Origin of the sequence: Chryseobacterium sp. GP-SGM7 (assembly GCF_049166575.1) — a bacterium.
Taxonomy (GTDB): Bacteria; Bacteroidota; Bacteroidia; order Flavobacteriales; family Weeksellaceae; genus Chryseobacterium.
The window spans coordinates 43,100-63,071 of the sequence record NZ_JBMHFF010000004.1; the positions used below are offsets into that span (position 1 = coordinate 43,100).

The following is a 19,972-nucleotide window of genomic DNA, read 5'->3' on the forward strand; positions in this document are numbered from 1 at the left end:
TAAATGTTTATTATTTAATAGTTTATTTCGAATGATTCATCATATTCATATCAAGATTGACATTCAAACCTGATGCTACTTTCATGCCAAGTTCAATATTGGCTCTGAAAAAATGGCATAATTGGCGGTTGATAATCTCATCTTTTTTAGGACCGTCAATTCCGCTCATACTCCCTACAATATTATTAATAAGATGTTCTCTGTCTTCCTGGTTCAGCGCTTTTGTATATAAAAGCCCGGGTTGAGTGTAATGATCATCGTCATTTTCATTTCTGTTGAAATTTGCAACGTGATTACTGTCTAATTCGTACTCGAAATTTTTATATGAAGAATCGGGTACAATATCATCAAAACTATTTGGGTGATAATTGGGTTTATCCTGATATTCACCAGAATCTGCCATAAAACCGTCTCTCTGATAATTGTTTACAGCAAACGGGCATCTGTTTACTTCAAGTTGATGGGCATTCACGCCAACTCTGTATCGATGTGCATCCGGATAAGAAAATAATCTTCCCTGAAGCATTTTATCTGGTGAAAAGCTAATTCCATTAACTAAATTACTTGGGGAGAAAGTCGATTGTTCTACGTGAGCAAAATAATTGACAGGAACTTCATTCAGTTCCATTTCTCCGACTTCAATTAAAGGGAAATCTCCTTGAAACCAAACTTTAGTGATGTCAAAAGGATTCCATCTGAATTCTTTCGCCTGTTCCTCGGTCATTACCTGAATGTAAACCTTCCATTTCGGAAAATCACCACTTTCGATTGCATTACAAAGATCTTCCTGCGCAAAATCAGGATTTTCACCTGCCATTTTTACCGCTTCATCATCAGTGAAATTCTTGATTCCCTGTTGTGTTTTAAAATGAAATTTCACCCATACTCTTTCATTCTTATCATTGATCATCGAAAAAGTGTGAGAGCCAAATCCGTGCATGTGTCTGTAACCGTAAGGAGTTCCACGATCAGACATCAATATCAGAACCTGATGAAGAGATTCTGGATTTAAACTCCAAAAATCCCACATCATGGTTGCACTTTTAAGATTGGTTTTCGGAACTCTTTTCTGAGTGTGAATAAAATCCGGGAATTTCTTAGCATCTTTAATAAAGAAAACCGGAGTGTTATTTCCTACCAAATCCCAATTTCCATCTTCCGTGTAGAATTTTAAAGCAAAACCTCTGGGATCTCTTGCTGTATCTGCACTTCCTTTTTCTCCGCCAACTGTAGAAAATCTTGCAAACATTCTGCAAGAATTTCCAACTTTTGAAAATATTTTTGCTTTTGTGTATTGTGAAATATCGTGTGTCACGGTAAAAGTTCCGTATGCGCCTGTTCCTTTGGCATGCACAATTCTTTCCGGAATTCTCTCTCTTACGAAATGAGCCAGGTTTTCCTGCAAAATAAAATCCTGCAATAAAACCGGACCGCGGGATCCGACCGTTTGAGAATCCTGATGTTCGTAATAAGGAGCTCCACTACCTGTTGTTAATTTTTTAGAATCCATATAGTTATAATTTGAGATTTATATCCGTTTTCCAATATCAAATTTATGCCAATTTTTAATTGCTTCTGCCAAAAACATCATATCTTTGTCATAGATAATATTAATCAAATGAACATTCAGCAATTGGAATATCTTATCGCCGTAGATAAGTACAAACATTTTGGTAAAGCAGCGCAGGCGTGTTTTATAACTCAACCTACATTGAGTGCAATGATACAGAAGTTTGAAGACGAGCTGGATGTGAAGGTTTTTGACAGAACAACTCACCCAATAAGAACAACTGATGTTGGTTTACAAATTATCGATCAGGCAAAAGTAATTATTGAAGCGGTAAATGAGCTTAAAAATAAAGCCAATTTGCTGAATAATATTTTGGGAGGAACAATTAATCTGGGAATTATCCCAACGGTTTCTTCATTTATTCTGCCAACAGAAATTTTCCATTTCCTGCAGGATAATCCTAAAATTCAGATGAATGTAAAGGAGATGACGACAGATAATATTATTAAAGCTCTGAAAGCTGGAGAACTGGATGCGGGAATTATTTCTACACCTTATGACAATGCCAACGAATTTTATCAGGACTTTTTATTCAATGAAGAATTGATGATTTACAGTTCTGATACGGAAGCTAATAAGAAAAACACGTTTATTGTTCCTGAAGAATTAAATGTTGAAAAAGTATGGCTTTTGGAAGAAGGTAACTGTTTGAGAAATCAGTTTGAAAATATCTGCCATTTAAAAGAAAATACTTTGAAACCTAAAAATTTAGATTTCTTAGCTTCAAATATTCAGACTTTGGTTCACATGGTTGACAAAGTTGGCGGAATCAGTATTTTACCTGAGTTAGCTTTAAATCAACTTTCAGAAGAGCAAAAAAGCAAGGTTTACAGATTCAAAAAGCCTTTCCCATACAGGGAAATCAGCATTATTTATTACAAGCCGACATTTAAGCAGAAGATTATTGACGAATTGGGCTCTTTTATAAAATCTTCTTTAAATACTAAACTAAATTATAATAGTGCTCCCAAAGATTACGTAAGTATTAAGCCTCAGTAAACTGGCTGGAATTTAATACTTACATAAATCATTAATTTCAAGAAAATTAGAATAAACAATGAAAAGTTTTGAGTATTAAAAAATAGTACTTAAATTTGCAGACGTTTATGAACGAGGAAAAATTTGACCTGATTGCAACCTCTCTAAAAAAATGCTAAAACAGTAATTCTTTTTAGCTTTTTCGGGCAATTACCATTTTTTTCTTCATATTTTTAATTTAAAAATACAAAGAATTATATGTCTTATTTATTTACATCTGAATCTGTTTCAGAAGGACATCCGGATAAAATCGCAGATCAGATTTCCGACGCACTGATCGATAACTTTTTAGCATACGATAAAACTTCAAAAGTAGCTTGTGAAACTTTGGTGACTACAGGACAGGTTGTTTTGGCAGGAGAGGTAAAATCTGATGCTTATTTAGATGTTCAGACAATTGCAAGAGAAGTAATCAACGGAATTGGCTATACGAAAGGTGAATATATGTTCAACGGAGATTCTTGCGGGGTTATTTCTGCAATCCACGAACAGTCACCTGATATTAATCAAGGTGTCGACAGAGTAACTGCTGACGAAACTTTCGAAACAAAAGCAAACGCTCAAGGTGCAGGAGATCAGGGGATGATGTTTGGTTATGCTACCAACGAAACGGCAAATTATATGCCTTTGGCTTTGGATTTGGCGCATACTATTCTTAAAGAACTTTCTGCTATCAGAAGAGAAGATTCTGAAATAAAATATCTTCGTCCTGATGCAAAATCTCAGGTTACCATTGAATATTCTGATGATCACAAGCCGGTAAGAATAGATTCTATCGTAGTTTCTACTCAGCATGACGATTTCGCAGCTGAAGAAGAAATGCTTAACAAAATCAGAGAAGACATTAAAAATATTTTGATTCCCAGAGTAGTTGCTTTGCAGACTGAAGAAATCAAAGCTTTATTTAATGATCAGATCAAATATCACATCAATCCAACCGGAAAATTCGTAATTGGTGGTCCCCACGGAGATACAGGTCTTACAGGAAGAAAAATCATTGTTGATACTTACGGTGGAAAAGGAGCTCACGGTGGTGGTGCTTTCTCCGGAAAAGACCCTTCAAAAGTAGACAGAAGTGCTGCGTATGCGACAAGACACATTGCTAAAAACTTAGTTGCGGCTGATCTTGCAGATGAGGTTTTGGTACAGGTTTCTTACGCAATTGGTGTTGCCGAACCTTGTGGTTTGTACATCAATACGTACGGAACTTCTAAAGTTGCTTTGAATGACGGTGAGATTGCTAAAAAAGTATCTGCAATTTTCGATTTAAGACCTTACGCAATCGAGCAGAATTTAAAATTAAGAAATCCTATTTATCAGGAAACAGCTTCTTACGGTCACATGGGAAGAGAGCATTTTGTAGCTGATAAAACCTTTAATAAAGGCCATAAAAATGAGCTGACTTTGGAGGGTCTGGAATTCTTCACTTGGGAAAAATTAGACAAAGTAGAAGAAATTAAATCCGCTTTCGGAATTTAATTCTGCTTTTCGGTATAGAAACTGCTTTAACATGAAAATGCTAAAGCAGTTTTTTTTATTTTTACATCCTAAATATTTTATAATGAATATGCGATCTGCAATCACCATACTTTTTCTCTTTTTTATTGGAACTTTTGTAAAAGCTCAATATACCGTTCATAAATTAATTAATGTAGGTTATGTTTATCAAAATCAAAGCTTTGGAGAAGTGGGAGGAAAGTTACTGTTTCTAAAAAATGATGACGTTATTTATAGATTGGGAGCTTCTGCTTTGATGGGTTCTGCAAATTCTGAATTTGCGATTATGCCTAAATTACAAGGTGATATTTTATTGAATTTTGAAAGAAATGTAGATTTTTATCATTCTTATTATTTTCTTGCCGGTGCAGAAGCTACTAATAAATATATTGCTCCAAAAATTGGCGTTACTCTTTTCGGAATTTTAGATTTGACGGGAGGTTATGCTTTTCCTGTGGGAAATTCAGGTTTAAACGGGAAAGAATTAAAAGGAGTAAATGTTAATTTCACACTAAATATTCCTACATCTTTCTTACATGATATGTTAAAGTAGATTTTTTTAAATAATTCTTTAGAATATTTAATAATTACTTAACAGTTATTAAAATTTTATTTATATTTACAGCATAATTTAATGCTTATAGATAAGACTTTACTCTAATACCGATTGCGGCAAACTAAAAATATACTTGATCCTAGTCAAGAAAAACGTTTGTCGGCGGATAAAAATGAGGAAAGTTATGAAATCAACAGATAGCCTATTAATTTCTCTGTACCAGAAAGGAGACGAAGAAGCATTATCAACATTAATCCATCGCCATCAAAGAGATCTATTCACATTTATTTTGTATAAAATAAATGATCAGGATCTTGCAAATGATGTTTTCCAGGATACATTCATCAAAATCATTGTCATGCTTAAAGAAGGGCGCTACAATGAGGAAGGAAAGTTTATTCTCTGGGCAAAAAGAATTGCTCAGAATCTTATCATAGACCATTTTCGTGCCAAAGCAAAAAATGTAAAAGTTTCTGAAACAACTTTTGATAACGATGAATTCTCAATTTTTGATTTAATAAGAGAGCCTTCGGAAAATATTGAAGATCAATTGGTAAGTTTACAGATTCAGGAAGATCTACTGAAAATGTTACAGTTCCTTCCTGAGAATCAACAAGAGGTGATAAAACTCAGGTTTTTTGACGGGTTGAGTTTTAAAGAAATCGCAGAACATACTGATATGAGTATTAATACGACTTTGGGACGTGTGAGATATGCGCTGATCAATCTGAGAAAAATCATGGAAGAGAATAATATTATTTTAACGAGATAATATTTCACAATGTTTCACGTTTTAAAGAAAAAAGAAATTTTCGCCTATGAAAAAAATCGACTCTTTAAAATCGAAAAGTTTGAAACCCAAAAAACAAACCATTGATTTTTTGCTTAGTTTCTCAAAAAATCTTGATGTGGTAAAGATTAAAAACAATCATTATCATCTTTCAAAAAATTAAAAATCATTATTTTTGTGCTGTATGAAAATTCAGCACATTTTTTTTGACCTCGACAATACACTTTGGGATCACCGAAGAAACGCCTATCTGACGATAAAAGATCTTTTCGAAAAAGAAGAAATTACTTTAAAATACAATATTGATTTTGAAGAATTTCATTCCGTTTATCACGAAATTAACGAAAGACTTTGGGAGCAAATAAGAGATGGCGAGATCGATAAAGGTTATCTCAGAATACACCGTTTTTATGATACTTTCAGCCGTTTCGGAATTGATAACCTGGAATTATCAATGTATTTTGAAGAACATTTTTTAGACAAAATTCTTAATTACAATCATCTTGTTGAAGGAGCAGAGTATATATTAGATTATTTAAAGGGTAAAAATTATACGCTTCACATTATTTCCAACGGTTTTCAGGAAGTGACTGAAAGAAAATGTATTCTTTCTAAAATTGATCATTATTTTAAAACCATCACAAGTGCAGATTCTGTTGGTGTAAGAAAACCAAATCCTGCTATTTTTGAATATTCCTTAAACCTCGCTAAAGCAAAAAAGGAAGAAAGTATATTGATTGGCGACGATTGGATTGCCGATATTATCGGATCTCAACAATTTGGAATAGACTGTATATTCTTTGATATTTTAAATGAAAATAAAGAAGTAGAAAATTTAAAAGTGATAAAACATCTTTTTCAAATAAAGAATTATCTTTAAATAGAATGTATTTTTTTAAATTTCTTACATTAAAATTTGAGATAGTTTTTTGAAATTTCAAAAAAAAGTTTATTTTTGAAAAAATTCAATAACCTATGTTTTTCTTATTCGGAACCGGAAAATCTACACTTAAAAATCAATATCCTCTTACCAATTGTGAATGTCCTATTTGCCATCAAACGAATACGATGGTTGCAGGAACGGTTGCGAAATATGCACATTTCTTTTTCATTCCTGTAATTCCTACTTCGAAAAAGAATATTGCGGTCTGCACAAACTGCAACTCCAATTTTGTGCTGGAAAATAAACAGTTTACTCCTCAAATGGAACAGAGTTTTGATTCTCAACAGAGAGTAAATCCGAATCCGAGACCAATATGGCATGGCTGCGGCTGCTTTATTATTTTTTTGGGAATTATCTTTCTTCTGGGAACTGCTGTTGTGGGATGGTTTAGATCTAAGGATGAGCCTGAAAAACCTGAAGATAAAAGGAAAGTTTTGCTAAAATCAGATTTGAGCAAAGCAACAAGAAAACCTGAAATGAAAATAGATAGTACATCTTTTTATTTAAAAGAGTGTATGGATATGCTTTTGGGGGATACTGTAAATCAGGATGAAATAGAATATTTTTCCAAATCAAACGGAAATAAGCTTCTCGTTCTTGTAGATATTGATGATATGAAGAAAATTGAATCTTCGTCCCGTTATCATATTATTGAATATGTAAAAGAATGCCTGAAAATGCATGAGGGATATGCTGATAAAGAATTTTATATCGGTATAGACGGTAGATGGAATATGATTTTGGTTTCCACACCAAATGGTTCTGATACTTCCGGAAAACATGCTGATGAAGAACTGCTTTATCCTTTTTATAATAAGACTGAAAATGTAATACAGGAAGTTGAAATAAAAATAAAAAAAGACGCTGATAGCGCCAAGGATAAATAGAAACGTTTGATAACTTACTTATGTGAAAATGACGAAATATTTTAATAACTAATATGATGTTCTTGAAAAACAATAGCCATTCAATCTGAATGGCTATTGTTTTTCGCAAAAAATTCAAGAACTAAATTCCCAAACTTTCTCTTACTCTTTTAATCGTTTCCGTTGCAACAACTCTCGTTTTAGCTGCTCCTTCCTGAAGTTTTGTTTCCAGTTCATCAAGATTATTCATGTAATAAGAAAATAATTCTCTTTCCTTTTCAAATCTTGTCAAAATTAAATCTAAAAGCTCTTTTTTAGCATGACCATAACCGAAATTTCCTGCTAAATATTTTGCTCTCAACGCTTCGGTTTGTTCAGGAGTTGCAATCAATTCATAAATTGCAAATGTCTTATCTGTTGATGGATCTTTTGGCTCTTCTAAAGTTTTAGAATCACTTTCGATGCTCATTACCTGCTTTTTTAATTCTTTTTCAGGTAAGAAAATATTAATGATATTTCCTCGTGATTTAGACATTTTGTGTCCGTCAACTCCGGGAACGTATTTGGTGTCTTCCTGCAATTCAGCTTGAGGTAAAACTAAAACTTCACCCATCTGGTTATTAAATCTTGAAGCAACATCACGGGCAATTTCCAAATGCTGAAGCTGATCTTTTCCTACAGGAACAATTTCTGCGCTGTATAATAAAATATCTGCCGCCATCAAAATCGGATAGGTAAACAAACCTGCATTTACATCCTGTAAGCGGTCTGCTTTATCTTTAAATGAATGCGCCAAAGTCAATCTCTGATAAGGAAAAAAACATGATAAATGCCAAGAAAGTTCACAGGTTTCAGGGATGTCGCTCTGTCTGTAAAAGAATGTTTTTTCGGTATCTAATCCACAAGCAAGCCAAGCCGCAGCAATCTCGTAGGTGTTGTTTTTAAGTTCTTTTGCATCTTTTATCTGCGTCAACGAATGAAGATTCGCAATAAATAAAAACGATTCGTTTCCTGACTGCTTAGAAAGCTCTATCGCAGGAATAATTGCACCCAAAAGGTTACCAAGGTGCGGTGTTCCGGTGGCTTGTATGCCGGTAAGAATTCTTGACATTTTTTTAAAAATTATTTATAAAATTATTGAAATGCAAATTTAAGTATTTCTCCCACAGATTGCACTGATTTGCACAGATGATTGTGGAAATTTACAGCGGTAATTATAGTTCACGCAGATTTTTCCGATTGAGCAGATTCTATTATTACTGGAAACTGTAAGATGAGATCTGTGGAAATCTGTGTCATCTGTGGGAAAGAGAATTATGGTATCATAATCTTTTCCCCGCCAAACTTCGGCTCTACTCCAAAAATAAAATCCCAGAAGACTTTTGCTCTTGCCAGTTTTTCTCTTGCATTGGTTTTTAAACCTGCATATTTGTTGACATCTGCTGCGTTGTAACCCCAAGCTTCAATTCCGTTTTTTCTTGCAAGATAAACCGCTCTTTCATTGTGAAATCTTTGCGAAATAATGATGTATGAATTTTGTCCGAAAATTTCCTTAGCTCTTAAAACAGAATCCAAAGTTCGGAAACCTGCAAAATCCTCAAAAATTTTATCGGCTGGAACTCCGGCTTTAATGAGTTCGTTTTTCATTTCCTCAGGCTCGTTGTAGTCTTTTTTAGAGTTATCTCCGCTTACAATGATATTTTGAATTTTTCCTGATTTGAATAATTCTACAGCAGCTTCAATTCGGTTGAAGAAATAGGCATTTGGATTACCGTCGGATAAAGTTTTACTTGTTCCTAAAAGAAGTCCGGTTTTTTCATCAGGTAATCTGGGAATACTGTAAGAGACGTAATCTTCCGTCTGATTATTAATCGTAAAGTTTGACCAGATAATAAAAATAATTCCTGCCACGAAAAGTAACAGGAAAATTTTGATTGTATTTTTTATAAATTTTCTCATACATTTATACCTTGAAGTTTTTATAAAAGTATGAAATCCCTATGAGTTGGCAACACAAAAACCGATAAAAATTATGGGATTAAATATGTCCTTAAAAGATAATAAAAATCTACGTATTAAATATTTTAAAATTCAAGTCCGTTCGGAAAAGCTTTTTTTCTGAAAATTAAAAGTAGTGCAGCTCCGACTGTGATGGCTGAATCGGCAACATTAAAAATATATTTAAAAAATTCTATATGTTTTCCGCCAATCAAAGGCCAGCTTTCAGGAACATACCAATCTACCAAAGGAAAATGAAGCATATCAACCACGCATCCTTTCATAAAAGTAGAGTAACCGTCACCGAAAGAAACCAGTTTAGAAACTCCGCCGTAACCAATCCATTGATTAACGCTTTCGTCATAGACCATTCCGCTGTCGAAAATTAATCCGTAAAACATTCCGTCAATTAAATTTCCGATAGCTCCTGCAAAAATAATAGACATTGGAATAATCAGATAATTAGATTCACCTCTTTTAAGCCATTTATTAAACAAGTAAATCATTCCTCCAATCAGGAAAATACGAACGATCACCAGAAAATATTTACCAAGCAATCCCCCGAAATGAAAACCATACGCCATCCCAGGATTTTCAACAAATGTCAATTTAAATCCCGGAAAAACTGGAATACTGTCATTAAGATTGAAATTCGTTTTAATATAAATTTTTGATGCCTGATCGATCAACAAAATAAGAAAAGTGATAATTGCAATCTTCTTCATTACAAATTCGGCTTTGGTTTATCTTTGAAATTTCTTGCAGGTTTTTCTTTATTTGCAGGAGTTCTAGGCTCGAAATTTTGGGTTTTTGCGCCTCTCGTGTGAAATTTTTCGTAACGAATTCCCATGTCTTTCATTACGCTTTTCAGCGCATTCAGCTCCATTTGGTTTTTTGGGTGTACAATTAATGCTTCCATTATAGTTGGTTTGTAATCGAAGTTTAAATCTAAATACAGCTTTAACAACGATTTATTTAAAATTAATGCCTAGAAAGTTCGTCGAGTCTTTTTCTGTCTTTTGCAGACAAATCGTTGATTCCGTTTTTGCCCATTTTACTCAGAAGATGGTCGATTTCCTTTTCTCTTTCTCTTTTCTCTGAATTAAATTTATCGTCAATGGTGTAATTTTTTTCTTTTTCAGGGAAAAATCTCTGCTTTATTTTTTCTCTGTTGAAAAACCATAAAACAGCAATTACAATCACGGCTAAAATTAAAAATTCAGTCATAGATATAATTAAAAATTAGGTTTATAAAATGTCGTAAAACAAATTATAAACCCAATTAATTATTTACAAAAATAATATAAAAAATAATTATCTCTGCATATTTTTAGCTTCAATGCTCAAAGTAGCATGCGGAACCGCCAAAAGTCTTTCTTTCGGGATCAGTTTTCCTGTTACTCTGCACACGCCGTATGTTTTGTTTTCAATTCTGATTAAAGCATTTTTCAGGTCACGTACAAATTTTTCCTGTCTTCCTGCAAGAATAGAATTCTGCTCTTTGCTCAATGTTTCTGCTCCTTCTTCAAAGGCTTTGAAAGTCGGTGAAGTATCATCCGTACCGTTATTCTGATCGTTAATAAAACTTTCTCTTATCAACTGAAGATCTCTTTCAGCTTTATCTATTTTTTCTCTGATTATCTTTTTAAATTCTTGTAAATCAGAGTCGTTATATCTTACTCTTTCGTCTTGCATGTTTTTTTTCTTTTAATAAAATTATGAATTGGAATTTGAAAAAACAATACCTTTATATTAATTTTTTTCAATATTCACTTTAAAATTTAGCTCATCAATGTCGATTTCGTTAAAATTTGATAGTGAAGATACAATTTCTATTTTGTTTGACAAGACTTCAGATGAAATATATTCCTCATTTTGTTTGATCTGCTCCAAAAATGGTGAATTTTCTTCCAAAAAGATATTAATTCTGTCTGTTAATTCAAAATCTTTATCTTTTCTGATGTTCTGAATTCTGTTAATAAATTCTCTTGCGATCCCCTCAGATTTCAACTCTTCTGTCAGTGTCAAATCTAATGCCACAGTTGTTTTTCCGTCTGAAGTCACTGTCCAGCCCGGAATATCTTTTGTGGAAATTTCTACATCGTTCACAGTAATTTCATATCCCTGAATTTCGATGCTTCCGTTTTTCTCTAAAGAAGAAATCTGTTCTGCTGAAAAATTAGTAATTTCATTACCAACCACTTTCATATCTTTTCCAAGTCTCGAACCTAAAGTTTTAAAGTTAGGCTTGATCTGTTTTATAATTAAATGAGAAGCTTCTTCAGCATTAATCAATTGCAATTCCTTAACATTAACTTCTTGTTTAATTAATTCTGCAACGGCTAAAATCTGCTCTTCAGTTTTGTCATCCAGCACAGGAATCAAGACTTTTTGTAACGGTTGACGCACTTTTATATTTTCTTTCTTTCTCAGAGAGAAAACCATACTTGTAATATTTTGCGCCAAATGTGTTTTTTCAACCAGATCCTGATCGATTAAATTTTCGTCAGCAACCGGAAAATCCGTTAAATGTACCGATTCATTGCTGTCTTTTCCTGTCACTTTGTTTAAATCCTGATACAACTGATCCATAAAGAACGGTGCAATTGGTGCAGATAATTTTGCAACAGTTTCCAGACAGGTATATAAAGTTTGATAAGCAGAGATTTTGTCATCAGAATAATCTCCTTTCCAGAAACGTCTTCTGCACAATCTTACGTACCAGTTACTCAAATTATCATTCACAAAAGTGCTGATTGCTCTTGCAACTCTTGTAGGTTCATAATCTTCGTAAAATGCTTTTACTTCTTTAATTAAAAGATTTAATTCAGATAAAATCCATCGATCGATTTCAGGTCTGTTTTCAACATCTTTTTCAGAATATTTAAATCCGTCAACATTCGCATATAAAGTGAAGAAAGAATACGTGTTGTAAAGTGTTCCGAAGAATTTTCTTCTTACTTCATCAATTCCGTCTTTGTCGAATTTTAAGTTTTCCCAAGGATTTGCATTGGAAATCATGTACCAACGCGTTGCATCCGGCCCGTAATCTGCAAGTGTTTCAAATGGATCAACTGCATTACCTTTCGATTTCGACATTTTCAGACCGTTTTTGTCTAAAACAAGTCCGTTACTCATCACATTTTTATAAGCAACTGAGTCAAAAACTGCTGTTCCGATCGCATGAAGCGTGTAAAACCAACCACGAGTCTGGTCAACTCCTTCAGCGATGAAATCTGCCGGGAAAGCTTTATGCGTATCAATTAATTCTTTATTTTCAAAAGGATAATGCAACTGCGCATAAGGCATCGAGCCAGAATCAAACCAAACGTCGATTAGGTCACTTTCGCGGTTCATCGCCTGTCCTGAATCTGAAACCAAAACGATTTTATCAACAATATTTTTATGTAAATCTACCAAAGAGTAGTTTTCTTCAGACATATTTCCAATCTCAAAACCTTTGAAAGGATTGTCTTTCATCAAACCAGCTTTGATAGATTTCTCGATTTCATTATATAATTCTTCTACGGAACCGATAATTTTTTCTTCTTTTAAATCTTCTGTTCTCCAGATTGGTAAAGGGATTCCCCAATATCTTGAGCGGGAAAGATTCCAGTCGTTTACATTTTCAATCCAGTTGGCAAAACGGCCTTCACCAGTAGATTTTGGTTTCCAGTTGATTTCTTTGTTCAGTTGAACCAATCTGTCTTTCACGGCGGTCATTTTCACAAACCAGGAATCCAATGGGTAATATAAAACAGGTTTATCAGTTCTCCAGCAATGAGGATAGCTGTGAACGTATTTCTCTACTTTGAAAGCTTTGTTTTCTGTTTTCAATAAAATTGCCAATTCTACATCCCAGGATTTTTCCGGTGCAGTTCCTTCGTCGTAATATTCGTTTTTAATATATTTTCCTGAGAATAATTCCGGAACATTTTCGCCTTTGATGAATTTACCCTGTAAATCTACCAACGGAACCAAGTTATCGTTCTCGTCTTTGATCAACATGGGCGGAATTCCATTTTCTTTTGCAACTCTTGCATCATCTGCACCAAAAGTAGGCGCAATGTGAACGATACCTGTACCGTCTTCTGTCGTAACAAAATCTCCGACGATAACTCTAAATGCTTTCTCGGCGTTTTCATTTGGAGTAAACCAAGGGATTAGCTGCTCGTACTGGGTTCCGGCTAATTGATCTCCGGTAAATTCTTTTACAATTTTAAAAGGAATTGTTTTGCTGTCTGAAGTGTAGTTGGCTAAATCTTTATCCGTTCCTTCCACATATTTTTTACCAAAATTTTTCTCCAATAAAACTCTCGCCAAAACTACAGTTATTGGCTCAAAAGTATATTGATTGAAAGTTTTCACTACATAATATTCAATATCTCTTCCCACCGCTAAAGCTGTGTTTGAAGGCAAAGTCCATGGCGTTGTCGTCCACGCTAAAATACTCACATCACCGTCAACATCGTTGAATAATTCTGAAGAATTTTTTTTAACTTTAAACTGAGCAACAATCGTAGTATCGGTCACATCATGATACGTTCCGGGCATATTTAATTCCGCAGAAGAAAGTCCGGTTCCCGCTTTTGGCGAATAAGGCTGAATGGTGTACCCTTTGTACAACAATTCTTTGCTGTATAACTGCTTTAGCAACCACCAAACCGTTTCCATGTATTTTGATTTGTACGTGATGTACGGATCTTCCAAATCTACCCAATATCCGATTTTTTCGGTGAGATGATTCCACACATCGGTATAACGCATTACTGCTTCACGACACGCTTTGTTGTAATCTTCAATCGAAATTTTTTTGCCAATATCTTCTTTAGTAATTCCGAGTTCTTTTTCTACTCCAAGTTCTACAGGAAGTCCGTGTGTGTCCCAACCTGCTTTACGGAAAACCTGTTTTCCGTTTTGCGTTTGGTAACGGCAGAAAATATCTTTCAACGCTCTCGCCATAACATGGTGAATTCCGGGCATTCCGTTTGCTGAAGGCGGACCTTCGTAAAATACAAACTCAGGTTTTCCCTCACGTGTTTCCACGCTTTTTGCGAAAGTATTGTTTACTTTCCAGAATTCCGAAACATTTTCGGCGATGTTGATAAGATTAAGGTTTTTATATTCTTTAAATTGGCTCATTATAATTTCTCAATTTCGTTGATTAATCAAGTTGGCAAATTTAGTGAATTTTGTCGGTTTATAATATATGTTTTATTTTGATACAGTCTATTAAAAAGTTGTTGAAAGCTTTTGTAAAGAAATCGAGAATGCGCATTGTGAAATATGAATTTATGATAGGTTTACCAAGCAAGATTTGTGTTTTGTTGGAAACCTAATTTTACTCTCGCAGATTTTACTGATAACACAGATTTCAATTTTTAATATTATTATCTGTGAAAATCTGTTCAATCTGTGGGAAACAATTAATTTTAAATTAAATAAATTTGTCTTTTAAAAATAAACCTTTGGAACTTTATCCTTCAATCGAAAAATCAAGTATTCAGGAAATAAAAACTTTTCAGGAAGAAAAACTGAAAGAGCTTTTAAAATATCTTGAAAGCAATTCGCCATTTTATCAAAGATTATTTAAAGAAAATAATATTCACATTTCTGATATTCAGACTCTGGAAGATTTACAAAAGATTCCGACGACAAAGAAAGATGATTTGCAACAGAATAATGACGATTTTTTTTGTATTCCACAAAATCAGATTGTAGATTACAGTACAACTTCAGGAACTTTAGGTGATCCGGTGACTTTCGGCTTGTCTGATAAAGATTTGGAGAGACTGGCTTACAATGAAGCCATTTCTTTTGCTTGCGCCGGAATTAAAAAAGGTGATGTTGTGCAGATGATTACCACAATTGATAAAAGATTTATGGCCGGCTTGGCATATTTTCTCGGCCTCAGAAAAATGGGAGCAAGCGTTGTGAGGATGGGACCCGGAATTCCGGAATTGCAATGGGACTCTATTTTCAGATACAAACCAAAATATTTGATTACGGTTCCTTCATTTTTATTGAAAATGATTGATTACGCAGAAAAAAACAACTTAGATTATAAAAATTCAAGTGTTTTTGGAGCAATTTGCATTGGGGAAAGTCTTAAAAATCAGGATTTCACAGATAATATTCTTTCACGAAAAATTAAAGAGAAATGGAATATTCAATTATATTCAACCTATGCTTCAACCGAAATGAGTACGGCGTTTACAGAATGTGAATTGCAAAATGGAGGGCATCAACATCCGGAATTAATCATTACAGAAATTCTTGATGATGAAGGAAATCCTGTGAAAAATGGTGAAAGCGGAGAATTAACGATCACAACTTTAGGAGTTGAAGCGATTCCTCTACTTAGGTTTAAAACCGGTGATATTGTAAAATCGCATCACGAACCGTGCAAATGCGGGAGAAATACGATGAGATTAGGTCCGGTTATCGGCAGAAAACAGCAGATGATTAAATATAAAGGAACAACTTTGTATCCACCTGCGATGAACGATATTCTGAACGATTTTAACGGAATTTCATGTTATCAGATCATGATTCAGTCTAACGAAATTGGCTTGGATGAAATTATTATCAAATTAAGTACAGAAAATAATAGCGATGATTTTGTGAATGAAGTGAGAGATCATTTTCGTGCAAAATTGAGAGTCAGTCCGAAAATTGAATTGGTAGATTTTGATATTTTATCTAAAACCGTTTTTCATCCAAATTCCAGAAAACCAATTACGTTTATCGATTTGAGGTAAACTTTATTCTATAAAGATGGAAATATTAGCATAAAATTAAGACTAAATTTCATTTCAAATATTATATTTGTGGTCTTAATTTATAAACTATGAAAAAAATATTTCTGCTTTTGTTTGTAGCAATTGCGACATCAAATTTTGCTCAAAACCTTTCGTTAACTTCTGGAAATCTTAGCTTTTTAAAAGGTCAAACTGAAGTAAATGTAGAGCTTAATTATGGAGAGCCTTTATTTCAGGCTGAAAATTTTTCGCAAACCGAATATTTAGAAAGAAGACACAAGGAAACGGTAGCTAAAAAAGGTGAAGCATCTTGGAAAACCTGGATTGACACTTGGGAACAACATGTGGAAACAATTTGGATAGAAAAATTTATTGAAGGTTTAAATAAATCAAAGAAAATTAAATTTGCCCGAAATATTGAAGCGAAATACACTTTAATCATTCATCCAACATGGATGTACGCAGGGTGGAGTGGCTTCATAACACAGCCAGGAAAGTTATCTGCAGAAATTACGATTGTGGAAACAGCAAATCCTTCAAATATTTTAGCAACATTTAAAGGCGATAAAATTGAAGGAACCGGAAGTAAGGTAGATTACGGAATGGAATACGGTAGAATATCTGCAGCCTATGAAAAAACAGGTAAAGAAGTAGGAAAGGAAGTCAAAAAAGCTTTGAAATAAAACAAAAACGGTCTGAAATTTTTCTGAACATTATTTTTGGTAATGTGGTCAAAAATAGTTGGTGTTTTTCACAAAAATAATTCGTAATATTTGGCGGTTGGTTGGAAGAGGAAGTAAGCAATGCTGAGGAATAATTGAGATAAAGCGAATGCTTTACGAAGATTACGAACGCATTCGTTTATCAGCAATACAATCAACGCTGTAAACAATAGTTTAGAGGATGGCTTTTGCCATCCTTTTTTGTAAAATATTGGAAGAGCTCTATGGCTTAAAAAACCTTTTACGACTTTAGATTTTTATAAAAAAGATACCATTGGATAAACTTTTTTCTTCGACTTTTTGGTAAGTCCCCGATGAATATTGAGATTACCTTTCAGATGACCGAAAAAAGACTCTGTGCTGTTGGTTGTTTTGGGAATTTTAGGATTTTGCAGAAAGATAAACATATTGGGTAGAGCCTTTCTGACGACTGAAAAACATCTTCTTACTATCTTGTGCGTGTACCAATATCTTGCGGTTTCCTGGCTGTATGATTTTTCATTCAGAAAATCTTTATACTTCTCAGACCAATCCAAAAATTCTTTGATCCAATATTGCTTTTCAACTTCATTATCAATAAGATGAATTTTGCAGACAATTTCACGCAAATCAAAACCAGCTACAGATTTTGAATAAGCAGAAAGCCATATTTTGCACATCCTTTGAATATGTACCAGACATCTCTGAACAGAAACTTTGGGACAGACTTTTCGGATGGCTTTCAGTAGAGATTTGTCACCATCGCAGGTTATCCCGCCAATTTTTATTCCTAAATTCAGAATGTTTTCCAAATCCTCTTTCAGTTCTTCGTAATGCTCTCCGTCAGTAATTCTGTAAAGCTGAGTTTGTTTAAAAACATTGTCTCTGTACACCGCCAACAGATTTTATTGGAAAAGTAAGTCATCTATTAGCAAAAAAACTTCCTTGTTCTGGCTGTAACAGAGCTTTGGAGCGTTTCCAAGCATCACATTAAAATACCGCTGAAGAGTACTTACCGAATATCCTGATTATGCTGAAATCTGCTCATAAGTCTGTTCGACGATCCATTTTTTAAACCAAATTTCTTTGTTTTCAGGCTTACAAATTTATTCTCTGAAGTAAAATAAATGCCACAGTTTTTACATTTAAAATGACACTTCCCGTTTTGCTTTCCCTAAGAAATTACATCCAGACTTTTGCAACTCCAAGAACTATTTTTTTGAATTTTCAGCCATAAAAAATTTTATTGAAACAAAGTTCAATAAACTTTCTAAATCATCAGTAACAATAGGCAATACATAGATTTTTACCAACTATTTTTGACTATTTAACCCAAAATGACAAAACCCACCGAACTTCGGTGGGTTTATTTATATAAGATTAAAATTTAATCAATCAATTCAAATCTCGCGTATTCAGCGATTTTCTTAGGAAGCTTAATGCCTTCCGAAGTCTGATTATTCTCCAGCAAAGCCGCCATAATTCTTGGCAATGCCATTGCAGATCCGTTTAAAGTATGTACCAGCTGAGACTTACCGTCTGCTTTGTAACGGCATTTCAATCGGTTTGCCTGAAACGTTTCAAAGTTTGAAACTGAGCTTACTTCCAGCCATTTTTCCTGAGCGGCACTCCAAACCTCAAAATCATAGGTCATTGCAGAAGCAAAACCTGTATCGCCACCGCAAAGTCTCAAGACTCTGTAAGGCAATTCAAGGTCTTCTAAAATACTCTTGATATGCTCTACCATTTCTTCCAAAACAGCATAAGAATTTTCAGGTTTTTCCAGTCTTACAATTTCTACTTTTTCAAACTGGTGAAGACGGTTCAAGCCTCTTACATGAGCACCGTAACTTCCCGCCTCTCTTCTGTAACACTGAGAAAACGCAGTATTTTTAATCGGAAGATCTTTTTCATCCAATAAAACATCGCGGTATAAATTCGTTACCGGAACTTCCGCTGTTGGAATCAGATATAAATCATCGGCATTAATATAATACATCTGCCCTTCTTTATCCGGCAACTGACCGGTTCCGTACCCTGAAGCTTCATTCACAACGTGAGGCGGATTTACTTCAAGGTAACCTGCATCTGTATTTTTATCTAAAAAATATTGAACCAAAGCTCTCTGCAATCTCGCTCCTTTCCCGAAATACACAGGAAAACCTGCTCCGGCAATTTTCACGCCCAATTCAAAATCGATCAGGTTGTATTTTTTTGCCAGTTCCCAGTGAGGAATTGCTCCTTCCCCTAAACCTTCCACATCATGAGACTGGTAAATAATTTCGTTATCATCTGCAGAAACTCCTGCTTTTACCCGTTTGTAAGGTACATTTGGAATTTGATATAAAATATCCAGCAATCTTTTCTCAATTGCTTCCAACTGAGATTTCAATTCTGCGCTCGACTCTTTGAACTGGGCTGTTTTAGATTTGGATGATTCTGCTTCTTCTCTTTTTCCTTCTTTCATTAAAATACCAATTTCTTTGGAAATTCTGTTGATTTCGGAAAGTTGCGAATCTAATTCAAACTGAATTTTCTTTCTTTCTTCATCGGTAACGATCGCCTCGTCTACCAACTCAAGATTCTTGAATTGTCTTTTCTGAAGACCTTCTAAAACGCGTTCCTTATTGTCGCGCAAAAATTGAACCTGTAACATTTTTGTTGGGTGTTAGATGTTTGTTGTTAGGATTTCATCATCCAGCTTCCGTCATCCGACAGAATTCCTGCAAATCTAAGATTATTTTATGATTGTGACCTCATTTGGCTGATCCTGAACTTTAGAAAATACCAATTGACTGTTGTAAAGTACTCTTGAAACTTCAAAAATATTGGGTGAGGAGCGATAAAATATTTCAAGCTTATCCAAAACTACGGGAGCATTTTGCGTTTCGGACAGCTTTTTTGTTAATGAAACTTCGATCTCGGATTTATATATTTTGCTTCCATCGGGAGAATCTTCAACAAACTGTCTGGTTGCTCCTGCCAAATATTCCATATAATAAGTAGAATCTGAAAGCATTTTACGATTGAAATTTACGGGTGCATTATCATTGGCTGCCAATTCGTCATTCAAAGAAAGGCCTGTAAAAGATCCTACTTTTGTAGGATTCAGCAAATCTTTCCCTGTAGAATCTTTGATGTACAGATGAAAAAGCTGATCGATTTTCTGCAAAGAATCGTCATCACTTCCACAACTGAGAAGCAAGAGACCGATAAGCATTAATAATGGAAATAATTTCTTCATTACCACAA

At 34.2% G+C, this 19,972-nt stretch carries 19 protein-coding genes; 8 read left to right on the forward strand and 11 right to left on the reverse strand.

Going from position 1 to position 19,972, the window contains the following annotated elements; all coding sequences use genetic code 11:
• Nucleotides 1-22: 22 nt before the first annotated feature.
• Complete coding sequence (locus ACOOWA_RS15055) at nt 23-1,510, reverse strand: catalase (protein WP_421376459.1); 1,488 nt, start codon at nt 1,508-1,510, stop codon at nt 23-25.
• A gap of 108 nt (nt 1,511-1,618) precedes the next feature.
• Here ACOOWA_RS15055 and ACOOWA_RS15060 point away from each other — a divergent pair, with 108 nt between their 5' ends.
• From ACOOWA_RS15060 to ACOOWA_RS15085, 6 genes are all read left to right on the forward strand, one after another.
• Nucleotides 1,619-2,569, forward strand: coding sequence for a LysR substrate-binding domain-containing protein (locus ACOOWA_RS15060; RefSeq protein WP_267264204.1), 951 nt, complete (start codon nt 1,619-1,621; stop codon nt 2,567-2,569).
• A 237-nt stretch (nt 2,570-2,806) separates the two neighbouring features.
• Nucleotides 2,807-4,087 (forward strand): methionine adenosyltransferase, encoded by a 1,281-nt coding sequence (gene metK, locus ACOOWA_RS15065; RefSeq protein ID WP_421376461.1) that lies wholly within the window; start codon nt 2,807-2,809, stop codon nt 4,085-4,087.
• Between the two features lie 88 nt (nt 4,088-4,175).
• On the forward strand, nt 4,176-4,658 hold the full coding sequence (locus ACOOWA_RS15070) for a hypothetical protein (protein WP_421376463.1): 483 nt from the start codon (nt 4,176-4,178) through the stop codon (nt 4,656-4,658).
• Nucleotides 4,659-4,845: 187 nt separating this feature from the next.
• Nucleotides 4,846-5,433, forward strand: a complete 588-nt coding sequence (locus tag ACOOWA_RS15075) for an RNA polymerase sigma factor (RefSeq protein ID WP_421376465.1) — start codon at nt 4,846-4,848, stop codon at nt 5,431-5,433.
• Between the two features lie 202 nt (nt 5,434-5,635).
• A complete protein-coding gene (locus ACOOWA_RS15080; protein WP_421376467.1) occupies nt 5,636-6,331 on the forward strand; it encodes a YjjG family noncanonical pyrimidine nucleotidase in 696 nt (231 codons plus the stop codon).
• A gap of 95 nt (nt 6,332-6,426) precedes the next feature.
• A complete protein-coding gene (locus tag ACOOWA_RS15085) occupies nt 6,427-7,281 on the forward strand; it encodes a zinc-ribbon domain-containing protein (RefSeq protein WP_421376469.1) in 855 nt (284 codons plus the stop codon).
• 121 nt (nt 7,282-7,402) lie between these two features.
• On the opposite strand, the gene trpS is transcribed toward ACOOWA_RS15085, so the two are convergent.
• The 7 genes from trpS to ileS all read right to left on the reverse strand — a co-directional run bounded on the left by trpS (nt 7,403) and on the right by ileS (nt 14,400).
• Nucleotides 7,403-8,371 (reverse strand): tryptophan--tRNA ligase, encoded by a 969-nt coding sequence (gene trpS / locus ACOOWA_RS15090; RefSeq protein WP_421376471.1) that lies wholly within the window; start codon nt 8,369-8,371, stop codon nt 7,403-7,405.
• Between the two features lie 203 nt (nt 8,372-8,574).
• Nucleotides 8,575-9,219, reverse strand: coding sequence for a SanA/YdcF family protein (locus ACOOWA_RS15095; protein ID WP_421376473.1), 645 nt, complete (start codon nt 9,217-9,219; stop codon nt 8,575-8,577).
• Between the two features lie 125 nt (nt 9,220-9,344).
• A complete protein-coding gene (locus ACOOWA_RS15100) occupies nt 9,345-9,983 on the reverse strand; it encodes a lipoprotein signal peptidase (protein WP_421376475.1) in 639 nt (212 codons plus the stop codon).
• A complete protein-coding gene (locus tag ACOOWA_RS15105; protein ID WP_421376477.1) occupies nt 9,983-10,177 on the reverse strand; it encodes a DUF2683 family protein in 195 nt (64 codons plus the stop codon). The genes ACOOWA_RS15100 and ACOOWA_RS15105 overlap by 1 nt, the downstream gene beginning before the upstream one ends.
• A 62-nt stretch (nt 10,178-10,239) precedes the next feature.
• Nucleotides 10,240-10,485, reverse strand: a complete 246-nt coding sequence (locus ACOOWA_RS15110) for a DUF6576 domain-containing protein (RefSeq protein WP_421376479.1) — start codon at nt 10,483-10,485, stop codon at nt 10,240-10,242.
• 87 nt (nt 10,486-10,572) lie between these two features.
• Nucleotides 10,573-10,953, reverse strand: coding sequence for a TraR/DksA family transcriptional regulator (locus ACOOWA_RS15115; RefSeq protein ID WP_421376480.1), 381 nt, complete (start codon nt 10,951-10,953; stop codon nt 10,573-10,575).
• A gap of 57 nt (nt 10,954-11,010) precedes the next feature.
• Nucleotides 11,011-14,400 carry an isoleucine--tRNA ligase gene (ileS, locus tag ACOOWA_RS15120; protein WP_421376482.1) on the reverse strand — a complete coding sequence of 1,130 codons (3,390 nt, stop codon included), beginning with the start codon at nt 14,398-14,400 and terminating at the stop codon, nt 11,011-11,013.
• Nucleotides 14,401-14,726: 326 nt separating this feature from the next.
• On the opposite strand from ileS, the gene ACOOWA_RS15125 reads away from it, so the two are divergent.
• A complete protein-coding gene (locus ACOOWA_RS15125; RefSeq protein ID WP_421376947.1) occupies nt 14,727-16,019 on the forward strand; it encodes a phenylacetate--CoA ligase family protein in 1,293 nt (430 codons plus the stop codon).
• Nucleotides 16,020-16,108: 89 nt separating this feature from the next.
• Entirely contained in the window at nt 16,109-16,702 is a 594-nt protein-coding gene (locus ACOOWA_RS15130; protein ID WP_421376484.1) for a hypothetical protein, read from the forward strand.
• A 296-nt stretch (nt 16,703-16,998) separates the two neighbouring features.
• On the opposite strand, the gene ACOOWA_RS15135 is transcribed toward ACOOWA_RS15130, so the two are convergent.
• The 3 genes from ACOOWA_RS15135 to ACOOWA_RS15145 form a co-directional block, all read right to left on the reverse strand.
• Nucleotides 16,999-17,613 (reverse strand): transposase, encoded by a 615-nt coding sequence (locus ACOOWA_RS15135; RefSeq protein WP_421376486.1) that lies wholly within the window; start codon nt 17,611-17,613, stop codon nt 16,999-17,001.
• 494 nt (nt 17,614-18,107) lie between these two features.
• Entirely contained in the window at nt 18,108-19,376 is a 1,269-nt protein-coding gene (gene serS / locus ACOOWA_RS15140) for a serine--tRNA ligase (RefSeq protein WP_421376487.1), read from the reverse strand.
• Between the two features lie 81 nt (nt 19,377-19,457).
• Complete coding sequence (locus ACOOWA_RS15145; RefSeq protein ID WP_421376488.1) at nt 19,458-19,964, reverse strand: hypothetical protein; 507 nt, start codon at nt 19,962-19,964, stop codon at nt 19,458-19,460.
• Between the last annotated feature and the right edge of the window lie 8 nt (nt 19,965-19,972).